The 19,487-nt window shown below is 51.2% G+C and carries 18 protein-coding genes; 3 read left to right on the top strand and 15 right to left on the bottom strand.

The annotated features are described in order from the left end of the window. Nucleotides 1-39: 39 nt before the first annotated feature. Genes ftsA through IPM52_06970 form a run of 12 tightly spaced genes read right to left on the bottom strand, consistent with a single transcriptional unit; the run spans nt 40 to nt 13,710 of the window. A complete protein-coding gene (gene ftsA, locus IPM52_07025; GenBank protein MBK9291361.1) occupies nt 40-1,353 on the bottom strand; it encodes a cell division protein FtsA in 1,314 nt (437 codons plus the stop codon). Continuing rightward, the gene (locus IPM52_07020) at nt 1,350-2,150 is read right to left on the bottom strand and encodes a hypothetical protein (protein MBK9291360.1); all 801 of its coding nucleotides are present in this window, start codon (nt 2,148-2,150) and stop codon (nt 1,350-1,352) included. The genes ftsA and IPM52_07020 overlap by 4 nt, the downstream gene beginning before the upstream one ends. Continuing rightward, entirely contained in the window at nt 2,147-3,493 is a 1,347-nt protein-coding gene (locus IPM52_07015) for a UDP-N-acetylmuramate--L-alanine ligase (GenBank protein MBK9291359.1), read from the bottom strand. Before IPM52_07015 ends, IPM52_07020 begins: the two co-directional genes overlap by 4 nt. Next, a complete protein-coding gene (gene murG, locus IPM52_07010) occupies nt 3,493-4,599 on the bottom strand; it encodes an undecaprenyldiphospho-muramoylpentapeptide beta-N-acetylglucosaminyltransferase (protein ID MBK9291358.1) in 1,107 nt (368 codons plus the stop codon). The genes IPM52_07015 and murG overlap by 1 nt, the downstream gene beginning before the upstream one ends. Continuing rightward, the gene (locus IPM52_07005) at nt 4,568-5,764 is read right to left on the bottom strand and encodes an FtsW/RodA/SpoVE family cell cycle protein (protein ID MBK9291357.1); all 1,197 of its coding nucleotides are present in this window, start codon (nt 5,762-5,764) and stop codon (nt 4,568-4,570) included. The genes murG and IPM52_07005 overlap by 32 nt, the downstream gene beginning before the upstream one ends. 12 nt (nt 5,765-5,776) lie before the next feature. Further along, nucleotides 5,777-7,132, bottom strand: a complete 1,356-nt coding sequence (gene murD / locus IPM52_07000) for a UDP-N-acetylmuramoyl-L-alanine--D-glutamate ligase (GenBank protein MBK9291356.1) — start codon at nt 7,130-7,132, stop codon at nt 5,777-5,779. 2 nt (nt 7,133-7,134) lie between these two features. Then, on the bottom strand, nt 7,135-8,373 hold the full coding sequence (locus IPM52_06995) for a phospho-N-acetylmuramoyl-pentapeptide-transferase (GenBank protein ID MBK9291355.1): 1,239 nt from the start codon (nt 8,371-8,373) through the stop codon (nt 7,135-7,137). A gap of 4 nt (nt 8,374-8,377) precedes the next feature. Beyond that, nucleotides 8,378-9,832 carry a UDP-N-acetylmuramoyl-L-alanyl-D-glutamate--2,6-diaminopimelate ligase gene (locus tag IPM52_06990; GenBank protein MBK9291354.1) on the bottom strand — a complete coding sequence of 485 codons (1,455 nt, stop codon included), beginning with the start codon at nt 9,830-9,832 and terminating at the stop codon, nt 8,378-8,380. Between the two features lie 5 nt (nt 9,833-9,837). Continuing rightward, nucleotides 9,838-11,970 (bottom strand): penicillin-binding protein 2, encoded by a 2,133-nt coding sequence (locus IPM52_06985; GenBank protein ID MBK9291353.1) that lies wholly within the window; start codon nt 11,968-11,970, stop codon nt 9,838-9,840. After that, on the bottom strand, nt 11,967-12,356 hold the full coding sequence (locus tag IPM52_06980; GenBank protein MBK9291352.1) for a hypothetical protein: 390 nt from the start codon (nt 12,354-12,356) through the stop codon (nt 11,967-11,969). The genes IPM52_06985 and IPM52_06980 overlap by 4 nt, the downstream gene beginning before the upstream one ends. Further along, nucleotides 12,353-13,243, bottom strand: a complete 891-nt coding sequence (gene rsmH, locus IPM52_06975) for a 16S rRNA (cytosine(1402)-N(4))-methyltransferase RsmH (protein ID MBK9291351.1) — start codon at nt 13,241-13,243, stop codon at nt 12,353-12,355. The genes IPM52_06980 and rsmH overlap by 4 nt, the downstream gene beginning before the upstream one ends. Nucleotides 13,244-13,257: 14 nt before the next feature. After that, entirely contained in the window at nt 13,258-13,710 is a 453-nt protein-coding gene (locus IPM52_06970; GenBank protein MBK9291350.1) for a division/cell wall cluster transcriptional repressor MraZ, read from the bottom strand. A gap of 321 nt (nt 13,711-14,031) precedes the next feature. Here IPM52_06970 and IPM52_06965 point away from each other — a divergent pair, with 321 nt between their 5' ends. From IPM52_06965 to IPM52_06955, 3 genes are read left to right on the top strand one after another with little or no spacing between them, the layout of a single operon-like run. After that, nucleotides 14,032-14,919, top strand: a complete 888-nt coding sequence (locus IPM52_06965) for a glycerol acyltransferase (GenBank protein MBK9291349.1) — start codon at nt 14,032-14,034, stop codon at nt 14,917-14,919. A 10-nt stretch (nt 14,920-14,929) separates the two neighbouring features. Next, nucleotides 14,930-15,889 (top strand): GNAT family N-acetyltransferase, encoded by a 960-nt coding sequence (locus IPM52_06960; GenBank protein MBK9291348.1) that lies wholly within the window; start codon nt 14,930-14,932, stop codon nt 15,887-15,889. After that, nucleotides 15,886-16,509, top strand: coding sequence for a YihA family ribosome biogenesis GTP-binding protein (locus tag IPM52_06955; GenBank protein MBK9291347.1), 624 nt, complete (start codon nt 15,886-15,888; stop codon nt 16,507-16,509). The genes IPM52_06960 and IPM52_06955 overlap by 4 nt, the downstream gene beginning before the upstream one ends. On the opposite strand, the gene IPM52_06950 is transcribed toward IPM52_06955, so the two are convergent. The 3 genes from IPM52_06950 to IPM52_06940 all read right to left on the bottom strand — a co-directional run bounded on the left by IPM52_06950 (nt 16,470) and on the right by IPM52_06940 (nt 19,399). Further along, complete coding sequence (locus IPM52_06950; GenBank protein MBK9291346.1) at nt 16,470-16,784, bottom strand: acetyl-CoA carboxylase biotin carboxyl carrier protein subunit; 315 nt, start codon at nt 16,782-16,784, stop codon at nt 16,470-16,472. The two genes, IPM52_06955 and IPM52_06950, sit on opposite strands and share 40 nt — an antisense overlap. Nucleotides 16,785-16,900: 116 nt before the next feature. Beyond that, complete coding sequence (locus tag IPM52_06945; protein MBK9291345.1) at nt 16,901-18,448, bottom strand: acyl-CoA carboxylase subunit beta; 1,548 nt, start codon at nt 18,446-18,448, stop codon at nt 16,901-16,903. Nucleotides 18,449-18,661: 213 nt separating this feature from the next. Further along, entirely contained in the window at nt 18,662-19,399 is a 738-nt protein-coding gene (locus IPM52_06940; protein MBK9291344.1) for a T9SS type A sorting domain-containing protein, read from the bottom strand. Nucleotides 19,400-19,487 lie beyond the last annotated feature (88 nt).

The raw sequence follows: 19,487 nt of genomic DNA, 5'->3' as shown, positions 1-19,487 counted from the left end.
AATTGATGAGTTGCTAACAGTTTATGGTTAATAACTGTATTACTCCTGAGCTTCCCGCTCAAAAAGGCGGATGATTTTTTCGAGAAAATTTTCACGTTGTTTCGGTGGGTCCTGGTTTTCATCCGGTTTTAAATCAGGATCGGCGGCTGGCTGAGGTAGTTGTGTATTTTTCGTAAGGTTTCTCATATCTTCTTCATAATCGAAACGCTTAATGCCCTCAATCACAAGGCCTATACCTGTGGAATACATCGGACTGGCCAGCTCTTCGAAGGTGGTTGAAGCAAGGTGTTCGTTGGGATAACCTATTTTCACTTCCATTCCTGTGATAAATGATGCAAGCTGGTCGATATGTTTGAGTTGCGCGCCACCTCCGGTAAGTACGATGCCTGCGATGAGTTTGCGTTCGAGACCGGAGTTTTTTATTTCATAATAAACGAGTTCAAATATTTCCTCCATTCTGGCCTGGATAATGGATGCCAGGTTGCGGAAGGATATTTCGCGAGGTGCCCGGCCCCGGATACCAGGGATGGATACCACTTCGTCGTCGCGTGTAAAGCTGGCCATGGCTGAGCCAAACTTCACTTTTACTTCTTCGGCATGCTTTTTAATGATTGAGCAACCCTCGCGGATGTCTTCGGTGATGATGTCGCCTCCGAAAGGAATGACTGCGGTGTGCCTGATGATGTTGTCGTGAAAAATGGCGATGTCGGTAGTGCCGCCACCGATATCCACAAGAACCACCCCGGCTTCTTTTTCTTCGTTGCTGAGCACGGCTTCGGCCGAGGCTATAGGTTCGAGCACGAGGTCGGTCATGTGCAGGCCGGCTCGCTCAACGCATTTGAGAATGTTTTTTGCAGCCGCAGTTTGCCCGATGATCACATGAAAGTTGGCTTCAAGTTTTGCGCCCAGCATGCCTACTGGCTGCTTGATGCCCTGTTCGCCATCAATGATGAATTCCTGAGGAATCACATCAATGATTTCCTCGCCGGCGGCCATGTTGAGCCGGTACATATCGTTGATGAGCTTGTCCACCTCAGCCCTGCTGATCTCTTCCTCAGGTTTTTCGCGAATCAGGCTGCCGCGGTGCTGCAGGCTCTTGATATGTTGTCCGGCTATGCCCACAATCACATTCCGGATATCTACCTTCGAACGCTGGCGGGCTTCTTCCACCGCATGGGAGATCGAACGCACAGTTTCCTCAATGTTCGCTACCATACCTCTTTTTACCCCCAGCGAATCCGTACGCCCATATCCCATGATTTCTATCTTGCCATGCGCGTTTCGTCTGCCGACGATGCAGGCAATTTTTGTGGTTCCTATGTCGAGGCCGACGACAATTTCTGATGCTTTCATATGCTGTCCCTTTTGATTGTACAAACTATCTGGTTTTCAAAACTTGCGTTGATCAGGGCGTATCTGCCAAATTCACGGCTTGTGCTTTTGGCCTTGTAAAAGGCTGCCACATTGGCCAGTTTGTCTGCCGGATTGCCACCTTTACCAAGAAAAACAGCCGCAGTTCCAAGTGCGGGAATGAGCTCAACCTGTTCATGCTCATCGATATACACCTGGTCGATGAGCAGATTCAGAAACTCATCGGCGGTGATGATTTTGCCCAGATTGAACAAAGTAAAATAAACGCGGTTGCGTGTGGTGTCGGTGGCATAAGCAATCTGGCTGCCGTCAGGCTCAACGGGTGCAGGTATGTGACCTATGGCCGGCAACAGCCTGAATAACCTTTCCGGGTGCTCCGGAAAGATGACGCCGGCGGTGTCGATGTAGTGCCATTCTCCGCTGAGGTCGAGTGCACGCATCATGGGTACACGCTCGCTGTAGCTCACCACCAGAATGCGATCTAGGGTGGTGTATGCCTTTGCCTGCCTGATGTAAGGATTGCCCAGAAGATATTGTTCTATTTGCCTGTTGTTGAACGATATAAGGCTTAATGAGGCATTGCCGAGCTTTTTGATTTCTCGTTTTACTTCGGCAGCTGGTACAAAATCGGCCTGGTGTTTGTTTAGAGGCCGCACCTCGATTTCCCTGAGGGGTTGTTGATAGTGCACATGTCGCGCAAAACCAAACAATAGCGGTATGCCTGCGGCAGTAAGTGTCCACAGTGTGTAAATCAATATGTTGAGAACCAGCTTCTTCATTCTGTAAAAAGTTTTCTGAGTGGTTCCACCATGCGGTCGATATCGCCGGCTCCGAGCGTCATCAACACGTCCGTCGGATGTGTTTTTACAAAAGCAATGGCCTCGTTCGGACTCAACAGTATCTTGTCTTTCATGGGCACTTTTCGAAGCAGTACTTCCGAGCTTATGCCTTCGATCGGGAGTTCGCGGGCAGGGTAAATGTCGAGCAGAATCAGCCGGTCGAGCAGCGCCAGGCTCCGGGCAAATCCATCCATAAAGTCGCGGGTGCGGCTGAACAGATGTGGCTGAAAAATTCCCGTCAGGTGCCTGCACGGCCTCAGGTTACGAGCTGTTTCGATGGCTGCCCGGAGTTCTTCGGGGTGATGGGCATAATCATCCACATAAAGAAAATCAGGTCTGTTGATGATTATATCGAACCTGCGCCATACACCTTTGTATGCAGGCAATGCAGCAGCAATAGTTTCGGGACTTATCCCTGCTGTCATGCATGCAGCTGTGGCCGCCAGTGCATTGAGCACGTTGTGGTGGCCCGGCATCCCGAGGGCAGTTTCAAAATCTCCGGCCGGGGTCTTGATCGTGAACCTGAAAAGCTCTTTTTCCACACGGATATTCTGTGCGCTGAAATCTGCAGGTTCATCGAGCGCAAAAACCTGACTGTTTTCACTGATGCTGCTGAGCGGCAGCCCGCGGCGATAAATCAGTTTGCCACCTTGACCGGCAGATGAGGCAAATAGCCGGTATGTTTCCTGCATTTCTTCAGGACTTCCGTAGATGTCCAGGTGGTCGGCGTCCATCGAGTTAACGATGGCAATATGTGGTTTGAGCTGCAAAAAGCTGCGGTCGTATTCATCGGCTTCCACAACCAGCCACTGGCTGTTGGGCTGGATCACCAGATTGCTCCTGAAGTTGTTGGCTATGCCTCCGATGAAAGCTGTAAATGGTTTGCCTGCCTGTGCCAGCAGATGGGCAATCATTGACGATACCGTGGTTTTGCCATGTGTGCCGGCCACAGCAATGGTGGGGATATTCCGGCTGATGGTCCCAAGTACTTCAGCTCGTTTCATCAGGGGTTTTCCTGATTGCAGAAGGGTCTGATATTCAGTCAGGTCTTTGGGAATGGCCGGGGTATAAACGGCAAGACGCAGATCTTCGGGAATGAGTTCAGGGCTGTCGGTATAATGTATCACCATGCCTTCGTTTTCGAGGCTTTCGGTGATGATGCTCCGGGTTTTGTCGTAACCATGTATCTCAGCGCCTGCAGCGTGAAAATACCTCGCCAGGGCGCTCATGCCGATGCCGCCGATTCCGAGAAAATACAACTTGTCACCTTTTTCGATCTGCATCACGACATGAGTTTAATGGCTTCTTCCACAATGCGGTCTGTAGCATCGGTTCGGGCAAACTTCCTGATGTTTTTCGCCATCAGGTTTTGTTTGTCTTCGTTTTGTGCAAGCGCGATGATTTCATTAACCAGATTTGCTCTTGCTGTGCTGTCGGGTTGAACTATCGCGGCTCCTGCCTCTGCCAGTTGCATAGCATTGCGGGTTTGGTGGTCTTCGGCAGCTGTGGGCAGGGGCACAAAGATTGCGGCTTTGCCTGTGGCAGCAAGTTCGGCCACCGTCATGGCGCCTGCACGGGCCACCACCAGCGTGGCAGCCGCATAGGCCAGATCCATCCGCCTGATAAAAGGCTGGAGGCTGATGCCGTTCATGTTTCTGTTTTCCAGCAAGGCCTTAGCCTTGGGATAAAAGGCTTCGCCACACTGCCACAGGAGCTGAATACCCGCATTGCGGAGGGCATCCAGGCCTTCGAGTATGGATTCGTTGATCGAACGAGCCCCCTGGCTTCCGCCTGTAACCAGCACCACCGGTTGCTCCTCACCAAGCTGGAAAAATCTGAGGGCTTCACCTCTTTTTCCGGCAATATCAATGGCAGCAGGACGCAAGGGGTTGCCTGTCAGGATAAGCTTTTCTGCCGGGAACCACTTTTCCATGCCCTCGAACGCCACACAAATCCGCTCTACCCTGGAGGCCAGCAGGCGGTTGGTGATGCCCGGAAAGGCGTTCTGCTCCTGTATCAGCGCCGGAACACCAGCACTGGTGGCAGCCCAGAGAAGTGGTCCGCTGGCATAGCCTCCAACGCCAACAGCCAGGTCGGGCCTGAACTGTCGGACGATCTTTCTTGCTTTGAGCAGGCTCGATGCAAGTTTTATCGGAAACGACAGGTTGCTTGCGCTCAACGATCGTTGTATCCCGCTGATCCACAGCCCTTCGATGGGATAGCCGGCTTCGGGTACGCGTTGCATTTCCATGCGGCCCTGCGCGCCCACAAACAGAATCCGGGCATCGGGCAAACGATTTTTCAGGCCATCAGCAATAGCTATGGCAGGGAAGATATGCCCTCCGGTGCCACCACCGCTAATCAATATGTGCTTCGGCCGTTTGTTCATCTTCTGATTCTGAAATTTGAGATGTTTCTTTCTGCCTGGTTTCCTGGTCCCTGCGCTCAACTTCTTTGCTTACACTCAGCACAATACCAATCGATAGGCTGGTAAACCACATAGAGGTGCCTCCCATGCTGACCATGGGCAGGGGTTGCCCCGTTACAGGCAGCACATCCACATTCACCGCCATATTGATCATGGCCTGCAGCACCATGCTGAACACCACCCCTATGGTCAGAAAAGCTCCGAAGGTCTGGGGTATCTTGGTGACGATCACTACTGCCCTGTGCAGCAATATGATATAGAGCAAAAGCACAAACACCCCTCCGACATAACCATATTCTTCGATGATGATGGCATAAATAAAATCGGAGTAGGGGTGAGGTAAAAAGTTGCGTTGTGTGCTGTTTCCAGGCCCTTTGCCAAGCAATCCGCCGGTGGCCACTGCAATCTTGGCTTGCTCCACCTGGTAGCTGTCGCCTTCGTCTTTGAGGTGATTTTCGATGCGGTTTTTCCAGGTTTGCATCCTGCCTTGTTGGTCTTCAGGCATTTGCATTACAACCAGAATGAAGATTGCAAAAACAAAGATGCCCGAACCAATAAGCGCTGCGATATACCTAAAAGCAACCCCGCCAATGAAAAGCAACACAAGGCTGGTGGTAAAAAGCATCAGGGCTGTGGAGAGATTGGCCGGCAGGATGAGAAATACCACGGTGAGCACCGGGAGTATGAGCGGCACGAAGGCCGTGCGAAAGTCTTTGATCTGGTCTTGTTTTTTGGTGAGCAGCCTTGCCAGATAAATTATCAGGGTCAGCTTGGCCAGGTCGCTGGTTTGAAATGTCAGATTAAAAGGCAAAGGCAATACACGTTTGGCATCGTTGAGATCGAGGCCAAAAAGCAGGGTAATTACCAGCAAAGGAATACTTATCCACAATGCTGCAGCAAAAATGGGAGAGTAGTAAACATATTTAATCTTGTGCGCCAGATAAATCAATACCCAACCAACCAACATGATAATCAGGTGCTTGAGCATATAATATTCGGTGTTGCCTCCCTGATTTTTATAGGCAAGCGTACCGGTGGAGCTGTACACGGTGAGCAGCGAAAGCACCGACAACAGCACCACAATAGCCCAGATAACCTTATCGCCTTTGATACTTCTGGCTAACATTAAAGTGTTGTTCTATAATGATTTAACTGCTGATTTAAACCTGTTTCCCCGTTCTTCGTAATTTTCGAACCTGTCGAAACTGGCACAGGCGGGCGAAAGCAATACCACATCGTCTTTTGTGGCCACCAGCGAGGCCATAGCCACAGCCTGCTCAATGCTTTCGGCCTCGAACACCCTGGGCACAAGCTCGCCAAAAGTCCTGATCAGCTTGCTGTTGTCGGTGCCTATGCAGATGAGCGCTTTCACCCTTTGCCGCACTAGGGCGATCAACTGGCTGTAGTCGTTTCCCTTGTCCTGACCGCCAGCTATCCATACCACCGGTCGTTGAAAACTCTCAAGTGCATACCAGGTGGAGTTCACGTTGGTGGCCTTGGAGTCGTTGATGTAGGTCACCCCATGCACATTGGCAACAAATTCAAGGCGGTGGGGCACGTTTTCGTAATTGGCCAGGCTTTGTTTCAGGCTTTCTTTCCTGATCTGTATAAGCCTTGAGGCAATTCCCGCTGCCAGCGAATTGGCGACATTGTGTTTGCCCTGGAGTGCAAGTTCTTCGATGGTCATGGTAAACAGATCTTGATTGATATTGATATTAAGTTGATTTCCATTTAAATAGCCTCCCTCTTCCAGGATACCGCCCTGGGTGGTAAAGCCAATTTTTTTCGCCTTGACATCCTGGCGACTTACGCTTTGCTGTGTTGCAGGGTCGTCGAGGTTGTAAATGAAGTAGTCGTGGGCTTGCTGATTCATGGCAATGCGCAGCTTCGAATCGGCATAGCGCTCAAAACTGTAACCGTAGCGATCGAGGTGGTCTGGCGTAATATTGAGCAGGATGGCAATATCAGGCTTGAAAGTGCGTATGCCATCCAGCTGAAAGCTGCTGATTTCGAGCACGTAATGTGTATGATTGCCCTCCGAGATAATCCGGGCAAAACTTTTGCCTACGTTTCCACCCACAGCCACATCCAGTCCTGCCGAACGCAGGATGTGACCTGTGAGCAGGGTGGTGGTGGTTTTGCCATTGCTGCCGGTGATGGCGGTGATCTGCGCATCGGTAAACCAGCTGGCAAATTCAATCTCCGACACCACCGGCATATGCTCCGACAGGGTCCTGACCACCGCTGATTCGTCGGGTATCCCCGGACTCTTCACTGCAAGGTCGGCACGAAGCAGTTCGGGCAGCTGGTGTCCCTTTTCTTCAAAGCGGATGCCTGCCTTAACTAGCTCCTCTTTGAAACGGGGCTTGATGGCTCCGGCATCCGAAACCAATACATCCAGTCCGGCTTTTTGAGCCAGCAGCGCAGCACCGGTGCCGCTTTCGCCTGCACCAAGCACAACCAGACGCTTGTATGTATTGGTGTTGAACTTCATAATTATCTCAGCTTCAATGTTATAATTGAGAGCACCGCCAGAAATATCCCTACGATCTGAAACCGGAGTACAATCTTGGGTTCGGGATAACCGAGTTTCTGAAAATGGTGATGCAGGGGCGACATCTTAAAAATGCGCCTGCCTTCGCCATATTTGCGTTTGGTGTATTTGAACCAAGAAACCTGAATCATCACCGACAGGCTTTCGGCCAGAAAGATGCCACACAGGATAGGAATGAGCAGCTCTTTGCGGATAAGTATGGCAAACACGGCTATGATGCCTCCAAGGGCAAGGCTGCCTGTGTCGCCCATGAACACCTGGGCCGGATAGGAGTTGTACCACAAAAAGCCGATGTTGGCCCCCACAAATGCGCTGATAAATATGGTGAGCTCTCCGGTATCGGGGAGGTACATAATATTCAGGTAGTCGGCAAAGATGATGTTGCCCGACACCCAGGCCAGTATGCCCAGCGTTGCCCCGATGATGGCCGAAGTGCCCACCGCAAGCCCATCCATGCCGTCGGTTAGGTTGGCGCCGTTTGAAACGGCCGTGATGATGAAGATGACCGCCGGGATGAAAATCAGAAATGCCCAGTTGCGGTAACCCGGGCCTATCCATTTGAGCAAAACCGCATAGTCGAATTCATTGTTTTTTACAAACGGGATGGTGGTTTTGGTGCTTCGTGTTTCGGTTGTGCTGAAGCGGCTTGCAGGTCCGGTGGCATCGAGTGTTTTTACAACCTGGCTTGCGGGAATGGTTTTTTCGCGCACCTGAACCGAGGGATCCAGATACATGGTCAGGGCCACCACAATGCCCAGCACCACCTGTCCGATGATTTTTGTTTTCCCGGGTAATCCCTTTTTGTTCTTTTTGAACACTTTGATGTAATCATCGGCAAATCCGAGTGCGCCCAGCCATACAGTGGTGAAAATCATCAGCAGGATGTAGGTGTTGGCCAGGTCGGTAAAAAGCAGGGTGGGAACCAAAATGGAAGCAAGTATGATAAGCCCGCCCATGGTGGGGGTGCCCTGCTTTTCGATCTGTCCTTCCAGTCCCAGATCGCGTATGGTTTCGCCAACCTGTTTGCGGTTGAGGTAGTTTATCCAGCGTTTTCCAATAATCAGACTGATAAAAAGGGAGGTGAGCACAGCCGCAGCAGCCCTGAACGAGATGTACTGAAACACCTGTGCTCCTGGAAAATCAAACGTTTTGTCCAAATAACCAAACAGATAATATAGCATGTTTTCAAGTATTTAGCAATCGTCCGAACAGTTCTTCCTTGTCGTCGAAATGGTGCCGTTCGCCGGCTATCTCCTGGTAGTTTTCATGTCCTTTGCCTGCAAGCAGGATGATGTCGCCTTTGGCGGCCATATTGACTGCTGCCTGAATGGCTTCGCGCCGGTCGGGAATCACCACGGTTTTGCGGTAATGTTCGCCCGGAACCCCGGCCCGCATGTCGTTCAGAATGGCCTGCGGGTCTTCCCAGCGCGGGTTGTCGGAAGTGAGGATCACCACGTCGCTGAGCATGCAGGCAATGCGTGCCATTTCGGGCCTTTTGGCTTTGTCGCGGTTGCCTCCGGCACCGGCAATGGTGATCACCTTTTCGTTGCGCGTGCGGATTTCGTTGATGGTGGTCAGCACATTTTCCAGGGCATCCGGCGTATGTGCATAGTCCACAATGCCAATAATGCCCCGTGGCGACTTGATAAACTCAAATCTGCCCGAAGCGCTTTCGAGTCTGCTCAGTCCGGTGAGCGCCTCCTCCTCCGGCATGCCCAGCAAACGGGCTGCAGCATAAATGGCAAGCAGGTTGTAGGCGTTGAAGCGGCCAATCAGACGGGTCATCACTTCCCGGCCATCAATATGCAACAGCAGTCCCTCGAACTGATTTTCGAGCACACGCGCCCTGAAATCGGCATCCGATTTGAGGGCATAACTAAAAATGCGTGCCCGCGTATTCTGTGTCATAAAGCGGCCGTTGCGGTCGTCAAGATTTACCAGGGCAAAGGCTTCGCCCGGCAAGAGGTCGAAGAAGAGTTTTTTTGCATCGCGATAGGCTGCAAAACTGCCGTGGTAGTCCAGGTGGTCGTGCGTGAGGTTGGTAAATATGCCTCCCGAGAAATGCAGCCCAAAGGTGCGCATCTGTGCCATGGCATGCGAGCTCACCTCCATGAAAGCGTGAGAGCAGCCGCTGTTTACCATTTCTGCCAACAACATATTGATAGTCAATGGATCAGGGGTGGTGTGCGAAGCGGGATAAATGCGATGGTCAACCAGATACCTGATGGTGGAGATCAGTCCTGAGGGATAACCTGCCTGAGTGAACAGGGAGTGTAGCAGGGTGGCCACGGTGGTTTTCCCGTTGGTGCCCGTCACACCCACCAGCTTCAGCTGTCGCGAGGGATGCCCATAAAAGGCCGAAGCGGCAAAAGCCAGGCAATAGGCACTGCTCTCGGCCTCAATCCAGGTGATATTTTCATCTGGCTTGGCGGGAAGGCGTTCGCAAACTACGGCTACTGCGCCCTGCCTGATTGCTTGTTCGATGAACTGGTGTCCGTCGGTCTGTGTGCCGCTCAGGGCAAAAAATACCGTGCCTGACTCTACTTTGCGGGAGTCGAACACAAGTGCAGCGACTTCCGCTTTTGGGTTGCCAATCACTTGTTTTACAGGGCATTCGTGCAGCAGTTCGGAGAGTATCATTCTTTTCATAGCCCTGAGAGTTGAAGTTCGACAAATTGTCCCTCGCGAATGGTATCCCCGGCCATGATGGACTGGGCGGCCACTTTCCCTTTTCCTTTTACCTTGGTTTTCAGGCCTTTGCTTGCGGTAACGTACAAGGCATCGCGCAGCTGCAATCCCGAGAGGTCGGGCATCTGGTTGGGTGCAAGGGTGTCTTTTACGGCTACAAGTTCCACCAGCGAGCCATTGGGTTTTACGCTCACCCAGTTGGAAGGAGCGTTGGAGCCAGCCACAGGAATTCTGAGCATTTCGAGCAGCCTCGACGCCTCCGGCTTATAGTATTTTTTGAACTGCGGTGTGAGGGCTGCGTAATGGGTCTGCTCTTCCTGCCTGCGGCTGCCATCATGCAGATCTGGCCTGGTGGCATACACTTTGTCGGCTATTTCCCTGAACACAGGTGCGGCTACAGCACCGCCGTATATTTTTCCTGCCTTTGGGCGACTTACCACTACGATGCAGGTATATTTTGGGTTATCGGCCGGAAAATAGCCCACAAAGGAGGCATTGTAGTTTTGCTTGTCGTAACCTTTCTTGCCTGCAGCTATCTGCGCTGTACCTGTTTTGCCGGCCACTTTATAGGCATCGTTTTTCAGTGCTTTACCGGTTCCGTTTTCCACCACGCTTTCCAGCAGTTTCCGCAGGGTGTCGATGGTAGCCTGGGAAGCAATTCGTTCGTTGAGAACCACTGGCTCGCGCTTTTCCAGGATGCTGTTGCCTTGACGTATCTCTTTCACAAACAAGGGTTTAACCATCTTGCCGTTGTTGGCCACAGCGTTGTAAAACGTAAGCATCTGCAGGGGTGTCATCTGCAGTTCGTATCCGATCGACATCCAGGCCAGCGATGTGCCGTACCAGTACTGCTTGTTTGAGGGGTGTTTGATCACCGGGCGCGATTCGCCTTTGATTTCAATATCGAGGGGTTTGTTGAGTCCGATTTCGTATAGCTTATCGATAAATTGTTCAGGCTTGTTGATGTAGTTGTTCCACACGAGCTTGGCCACACCCACATTTGAAGATTTCTCGAAAATCTCGCGCACGGTGGTATGGCCATCCCGGATAGGATGGACATCTTTCATGACGCGGGTGTGAAACTGCATCTGCCCGTTGCCGATAAACATCGGGTCGGAAGGTTTGACTTTCTTGTCCTCGAGCAATACCAGCATTGAGGCCAGCTTGAAGGTCGAACCTGGTTCCACGCTTTCGCGTATGGCGTAGTTGTAGCTCTCGGTATATTTTTTGGTTTTTTCGTCGTAGGTGAGGTTGGCTATGGCCAGGATATGGCCTGTTTCGGCTTCCATGAGGATGGCACAGCCCTGGTAGGCCTGGTTTTCTTCAAGATTTCGGCGCAGTGCCTGCTGGGCCACATCCTGGATATTGACATCGATGGTACTTACTACGTCTTTCCCGTTCTGGGGCTCAACCATGTTTTCGTCGAACATTGGCATCCAGTCGCCATGGTTGATGCGGCGCTTCACCTGCTTCCCATCATGGCCTTTGAGGTACTCATGGTAAGCTCCTTCGATGCCCACGAACAGGTTTTCCCGCTCTATCTCGTAGCCTATAGTTCTTAATGCCAGATCTTTATATGGTCGCTCACGCCTTGTTTCAGGCACCAGAATCAATCCACCCCTAAACTTGCCCATGTTCAGCACTGGGAGCTTGCGCAATTCCTTTACTTCGGCATAGGTAACCCGTCTTTTGAGCAGCAGATAACGGTTTCCTTTGGCTCGTGCTTCTTTCAGCTCGTTGTAATACTGCAGCCTGGATTTGTTCTTCAATACGGCAGCCAGTCCGGTGGCCAGCGAGTCGAGTGCAGAATAAAACCGCTGATCGGTGATGTGCGGGTTGGCCACGTCCATGCGTACTTCGAACACCGGCACGGTGGTTGCCAGCAGTGTGCCATCGGTGGCCAGAATATTACCGCGAAGGGCTTCAATTCTGAACACCCTGATCTCCTGCTGTTCTGCTTTGGCACGCAGCTCTTCGCCATGCACAAACTGAATGCGGCCGATGTTGTAAATCACCACGGTGGCAAACAAAAGCACCGAAGCATACACCAGATAAACCCTCAATAAGATGCCTTTCTTGGGATCGTTCATGGCTCTGCAGTGCTTTTGACAACAATCTTCTGAACCGGCTCAACCGATTCGGTGATGCCGGTTTTTTTGAGTTTGCGCACCAGTTCCGTCTGGCGGCTTTCGAACATGACCTGCGATTTAACCGAAACGTACTCAAAATGAAGCTCTTTCATTTCGCGATTCAGTTTGTCTATTTCCCTCGCAAGTTTTTCGATGTAATAGCTATTGGCGATGTAATAGAAGCCGATAAGGGCCAGGAAGAGCAGGAACTTGGTTTGTTCCCAACTGAAATATCTGGCCAGGAATCCGCCCCCCAGGATTTCATGGAAGAAACGGCGGAAAGGATTAAAGCCCCCCTTGCGCTTCTTTTCTGATTTCGGAGTATGTGCCGCGCCCTTGCTTGTCATGGCTTCAACTTTTCGGCTACACGCATTCTGGCGCTGCGTGCACGGTTGTTCAACTCCAGCTCTTCGGCCGATGGCACAATGGCTTTCCGGCTGATCAGCCTCATGCTGTTCAGCTGATTTCCGAAAAAGTCTTTTTGAGGCTCGCCACTTGCATTACCGGCCTTCATATAGTTCTTAACCAGCCGGTCTTCGAGCGAGTGGTATGAAATCACCACAAGCCGGCCGCCTTCGCGCAGCATTTCGATGCTTTGCTGCAAAAACAACTCGAGTGCCTCAAGTTCCTGATTCACCTCGATGCGCAATGCCTGAAACAGCTGCGCAAGTGGCTTGTGCTCCTTGCCGCGCGGCAACAGGCGCTCAACTGCCTTGCGAAGCTCTGCTGTGGTGTGTATGGGTCTGGCTTGCACCACCATCTCTGCAAACCGCTTTGCCTGAGGCAATTCGCCATATTGCGAGAGAATGCGCGTGAGCTCTTCCGGGCTGTAGGTATTCACCACTGTAGCAGCATCCAATGGCGAAAGCCTGTCCATGCGCATATCGAGCCGACCATCAAAACGGGTTGAGAATCCCCGGCCAGGCTCATCAATCTGAAACGACGACACGCCTAGATCGGCCAGAATGCCATCCACCTTCTCGAAACCATAGTACCGTAAAAAATTCCGGAGATACCTGAAATTGTTTTGAACAAAGGTGAAACGTTCGTCCTGTGGCACATTGGCGGCCGCATCTGCATCCTGGTCAAAACCAATCAGCCGGCCATTGCCCAGCCTTTCGAGTATCGCTCGGCTGTGCCCGCCCCCGCCAAAAGTAGCATCCACATAAACGCCTCCGGCCTTTATGTTGAGTGCCTCAACACTTTCGTTCAATAACACAGGCTTGTGGTACATCCAACCCAGGTTGTTTATTTGTCCCCGAATTTTTGTTGCATCAACTGCTCCAGTGTTTCCTGATCCATTTCCTCGTTCACGGCCTGATAGCTGTCCTTGTCCCAGATTTCCATGTATTCGGGCAAAGCCACAATCACCACTTCTTTCTTCAGCTCGCTTTGGTCGAGCAAGGGCTTGGGAATCAGCAACCTGCCCGAACTGTCGAGCTTCACCATCCTGGCCCCCGCATTGTACCTGCGCATCAGATCAATATTCACCTTGACAAACGGGCTGAGCTGTTTCAGCTTTTCCTGCTTCACCTGCCAGTCTTTGAGGGTGTACATCTCGATGCACTTGTGGTACAAACCCGGGCGCAATACAAACCCTTCGTCGAGCAAATCGCCCAGCTGCTGCTGAAAATCAGCAGGAAACATCAGGCGGCCCTTGCCGTCGAGCTTGCATTGGTAATCACCAACCGGAAATGGCACTTTTGGTTCCAGAGTAGTTTGTTTTACTTTCGTAAAATTACTGCAAATTTTACCACTTTTCCCCACTTTTCCCCACTTTTGAGGCAATTTAGTTGCGTTTGCAGGTGAAAAATGTTTGTCTAAAGGGTATAAATAACTGAATAACAGGCTATTGTAAGTGAAGAAAAGTTATCAACAATACGTCCTTCGCCACACCTGCGCATTTGGGGTAGGATGCAATGGCCACAATGTCAGGGGAATGAGTTGCAATTGCCAAGAATCCTAAGGATTTGTGCAAAAGTTTAAAAATTGGTTAACTTTGTTTTGGAAAAGGAGATTAATATGGACGTTCCTGCGCAGGCAGAAGCAACGAATGCTGTAAAGCTCATTGACGTCAGGAAAGTTTTCGCGGATAAAAATCCGTCACTGGCCAGGATGATCCCATCGTTTGTGATCCGCTACCTTCAGCGGATTATTCACCAGGACGAGATTAACGCCTTCCTGTTGCAACATGGACATCTTCAGGGGCTTGAGTTTGTGGATGAGGTGGTTAATATGTTCCGGCCAAGGGTTGCCCTGCGTGGATTGGAATACATCCTGCCCGAAGGACGCTTTGTGGTGGCCAGCAACCATCCGCTGGGTGGGCTCGATGGCATTGTACTCATGCAGGCCATCGGAAAGGTGAGGCGTGACATTCAGTTTCCTGTCAATGATATTCTGCTGAATATCAAGAATCTGGAGCCTCTATTCGTGCCAATCAACAAGCACGGAAGCAATGCCGACAACATCCGCATCCTGAACGAAACTTTCGAAGGCAATGCCATCGTCTGTTATTTTCCGTTTGGCCTGGTGTCGCGCAAGCGCAAGGGCATCATCCGCGATCTCGACTGGAAAAAAACTTTCCTCTCAAAGGCCCGACGCTATAAGCGCGACATCATCCCAACCCACATCAGCGGACACAATTCCGATTTCTTCTATCGGCTTGCTAACCTTCGCAAAGCCCTGGGAATCAAGGCCAATATCGAAATGCTTTACCTTGTTGATGAATTCTTCAAACAGCAGGATCAGGACATTTGCATCACATTTGGCAAGCCAATTCCCTGGCAGTATTTTGACCGGAGGTTCAACGAAAACCAATGGGCCGAGAAGCTGCGCGGTTTTGTGTATTACCTTGCCAATCATCCGGATGCGGAATTTGATGCGGACAAGGATTATTTTTCAATGATATAACAATAAAGCCATGCATACCAAGCCGGTAATAGATGCTGTGCCACGCGAAGCGCTGCTCGATGAGCTGACGAAAGACCGTTTTATGCGGAAGACGAATTTTGGCAACAATGAGCTCTATGTCATTCATGCTACCGAGGCCCCATCGGTTATGCGCGAGATTGGCAGGCTGAGGGAACTGTCGTTTCGCGACTCAGGCGGTGGCACTGGAGAGGAGATAGACGTTGATGAGTTCGACCTGATCGAAGATGGCTTCATGCAACTGATCGTATGGAGTCCGGAAGACCGTGAGATTGTCGGCGGATACCGCTTTCTCGATTGCAGCAGGCTGAAACCAGGGGCCGACGGAAAAATTCACACCCCGACAGCGCACCTCTTCGAATATTCCGAAACCTTTATCCGCGATTTTTTGCCCTACACCATCGAACTTGGCCGCTCTTTTGTGCAGCCGGCCTATCAACCATCAAAAAACCTGCGGAAAGGCATGTACTCCCTCGACAACCTCTGGGACGGGCTTGGAGCGCTCATCATCGACTACCCGCACATCCGGTATTTCTTCGGGAAAGTAACCATGTATGACCATTTCGACCCGCTTGCCCGCGACCTGATCCTCCACTTCATGCATACCTACTTCCCCGATCCAGACAAGCTGGTGTATCCGCACCAGCCGCTCAAGTTTAAAACCGATCCGCAACGGTTCGCAGAGTATATCAAGGGGCACAATTATGCCGAAGATTACAAAACTCTGGTGCAGATTGTGCGTCAGCAGGGCGAAAACATACCGCCATTGGTGAATGCTTACATGAACCTATCGCCGAGTATGCGCACTTTTGGCACCGCCCTCAATGCCGGGTTCGGGCAGGTGGAGGAGACCGGCATACTCGTCACCATCAACGACATTTTCCCGGAGAAAAAGGACAGGCACACCAACAGTTATGTGAAGGACCAAACGCCCTATCATCTCCAGCAATGAGCATCCGCAAAGCTGAATTTATCTCGAGCGTGGTGAGCCTCGACAAGATGCCCAAAACACGCAAACCAGAGTACGCTTTTGTCGGCAGGTCGAATGTAGGAAAATCGTCGCTCATCAACTCGCTCACCAGGGTCAAAGGGTTGGCCAAGACTTCCTCAAGGCCGGGAAAGACCATCACGATCAACCATTTTCTGATTGACAACCAGTGGTACCTGGTTGACCTCCCGGGCTATGGATACGCCCGCCGTTCGCAGGCCGATCGTCAGAAATGGCGCGAGCTGATGCACGAATACCTGAGCAAGCGAAACAATCTGCGCTATACTTTCATCCTGGTGGACAGCAGAATACCACCCCAGCAAAGCGACATTGAGATGATCAATTGGATGGGGGCTTCCGGCATTCCCTTCGTCATCCTGTTTACCAAGTCGGATAAGCTCAGCGAAAACCAATTGCGCAGCCAGATAGCGGATTACCGCAAGGCACTGACTGAGTGGTGGGACGAGCTGCCAATGATGATGATCACCTCGGCTGAAACAAGGCGAGGTATGGATGAATTGCTGGCCTTTATTGTTGCAGATGCTCAGTCGGCCGGTGCCGGCTCGAGCTCGATAAGCGGTTGATTCTTAGTTACTTTATCTCCGCTCTTTACCGAGACAGACTTCACAGTACCATCAATCGGTGCCATGATCTCGTTGAGCATCTTCATGGCTTCGAGGATGACAAGCTTATCGCCTTTTTTCACTGTCTGGCCTTCCGAAACAAATACTTCGGTGATGACGCCCGGAATAAAGGCTGCCACCAGCCCGGGTGCGGGCGGAGCATACGGCTTACGCATCAAAAACTTCCTGGTGTGCAGGGTTTTATAGGCAAAGCTATCAATATTCAGCTCGTTCATTTCGGGACTACTGCCCCCCTTTTTTTCTTTGCTGTTTTTGCTGGGCATGGTGTTCTGGCGTAATTGGTTCTACAACACAGCAGGATGTGTTGGCTATTGGCCTGTGCTTTTTCGCATCAGAATGGGGGAATGCCATGCTTTTTCATGGGCACTTCCACAATCTTGTCTTTCGAAATTTCGAGCGAGTGCATGAGCATGCGCCTGGTTTCTCCCGGTTCGATCACCGCGTCGATATACCCATAAGCTGCTGCTACATAGGGGTTTGCAAATTTGGCTTTATATTCTTCAACCTTTTGGCGGCGCATCTCTTCAGGATTTTCGGCCGACATGATTTCCTTGCGGAAGATGATGTTGGCTGCACCTTCGGGACCCATAACTGCAATTTCGGCAGTGGGCCAGGCAAAAACAAAGTCGGCCCTGAGGTGGTGCGAGCACATGGCGATGTATCCTCCGCCGTAGGCCTTGCGCATGATCACGGTGATCTTTGGCACCGTGGCTTCCGAATAGGCATACAACACCTTGGCGCCATGCCTGATCACACCGGCATGTTCCTGGTCGATGCCCGGCAGGTATCCGGGCAGGTCAACCAATGTGACCAGGGGGATGTTGAAGGCATCGCAGTAGCGGATAAATCTTGCTGCTTTGTCCGACGAGTCCACGTCGAGCACACCGGCCAGCACCAGCGGCTGGTTGGCCACAAATCCAACCGTATCCCCGTTGATTCGACCGAAACCGATGACGATGTTTGCGGCAAAGAGTTCCTGAACTTCAAGAAATTCTGAATTGTCGGCTATGGCCTTGATCACATGGCGTACGTCGTAGGGCATGCGCGGGTCGGCCGGCAAGATATTTTCAATTTTGTATTCTTTGGTTTTGGGGGCTTTTTTGGGAAAGCGCTCGGCTTTTTTCATGTTGTTCCACGGAATGTACGAGCAGAGTTGTTTGATCTGTTCGAAACATTCTTCTTCGCTTTTGGCGTAGAAATGGGCATTGCCTGTGATTTCGGCATGCACCTTTGCGCCCCCGAGCTCTTCCATGGAAATTTCTTCGCCCAGCACGGTTTTGATCACCTCGGGGCCGGTGATGAACATCTTTGAGATGTTTTCGACCACAAACACAAAGTCGGTGAGGGCAGGGGAATATACTGCACCACCGGCGCAAGGACCGAGGATGACGGAAATTTGCGGAATAACTCCCGAAGCCTGAGTGTTGCGGTAGAAAATTTCACCATAACCGGCAAGTGAGTTCACACCTTCCTGAATGCGCGCTCCTCCCGAGTCGTTGATGCCGATGATGGGCACCTTGAGCTTCATGGCATGATCCATGATCTTGGTGATCTTCTTGGCATGCATCCAGCCGAGCGATCCGCCGGCAACCGTGAAGTCCTGCGCATAGATGCAGACAGGGTGTCCGGCCAATGTGCCTGTGCCTGTAATTACTCCGTCGCCGGGCAGGTACTTCTTGTCCATGTCGAAGTCCTTGGCCGCATGCTCCACAAACAGGTCATATTCATGAAACGATTTGGGATCGAGCAGCGCAATGATGCGCTCGCGTGCGGTAAGCTTTCCGGTGGCTTTCTGGCGTTCGATGGCTTGCTGGCCCCCGCCCATCAATGCTTCACGCATTCGACGCTGAAGGTCAGAAGTCTTTTGTTTGATACTCATATGCCGGTTTCTTGTTGGTTAAGCAATTCGATAGCTTGTTTTTAATCTACTGGTAATAAACATTTTATGTGCAATACACATATATTGCAAGCTATCCCCCTTGGTGCAAAAATAAGCGAATTGTTTTTCATCACAATCTTTTATTTCGACCAAAAAAACACCCTGGGAACTTAAAGTCCACAGGGTGAATATCATAGAGAAAGGTGTGGGGTGTTACCTCCGGATGATGAGTTTGCGCGTGCTGCTCACCTGATTGTTGATCACCAGGCTGTAGAAATAGACGCCTTCCTGCAATCCGCTGAGGTTGAGCTGCACACTGCCCTGGAAATTGTTCAGGGGTTGTTCCATCACGGTTTGACCCAGCAGATTGGAAAGCCTGATGCTGGCGCTTCCCGACTGTGGCTGAATCTGATAATCGATTTTCACCGATTCCCTGGCTGGGTTGGGAGCTGCGTTGCCCAGGCGGTTGGTTTGCTCAATAATCGAGGAGGGTTGCACAAAAAACTCGACAGTGAAAAAGGCTTTGTCTTCGGGCGAACCTTCCACCCAAAACTCGTAGCCGATGGTAGTCTTTCCAGGCTTGGATTTTGGCACATAGTGACCGCCAAAAATATCATTGGCGGTGGTGTCGTTGGCGCCAATGGTGTGCACTTGCAACGAAACGTCCACATTAGGCGGGAAGCATTGCACCCAGCACAGATAGTTTTCGGTGCCGGGAATGGTATCCACGATAATACGTTTTGCGCGTACTTCAACCGGCCTGTTGGTCAGGTTGAGGATGCGGGCATGTGCAACCATTTCGTAAAACGGGTCGCTGTTGATTTCGCCTGTGAGGGTGACAACTGTGCCGTTGTTGATGCGCTCATTATTGTATATGATTGCCAGGCTTTGGCCAAAAGAGTTGTAAGCGGCCAGGCCAGACAGTGCTATGAAGAGTAAAAGTCGTTTCATGACCATAATTTTTTGTTTTACAAAAGTCACAAAAATCATGCTATAGTTAAGCCTGCCAGGGCATAATATTTTACAGGCTGGTTTACTT

Source organism: Bacteroidota bacterium (assembly GCA_016715945.1).
Classification (GTDB): domain Bacteria; phylum Bacteroidota; class Bacteroidia; order Bacteroidales; family F082; genus JALNZU01.
Note: the sequence above shows the minus strand (reverse complement) of the source record. Positions and strands in the feature narration are given on the sequence as shown.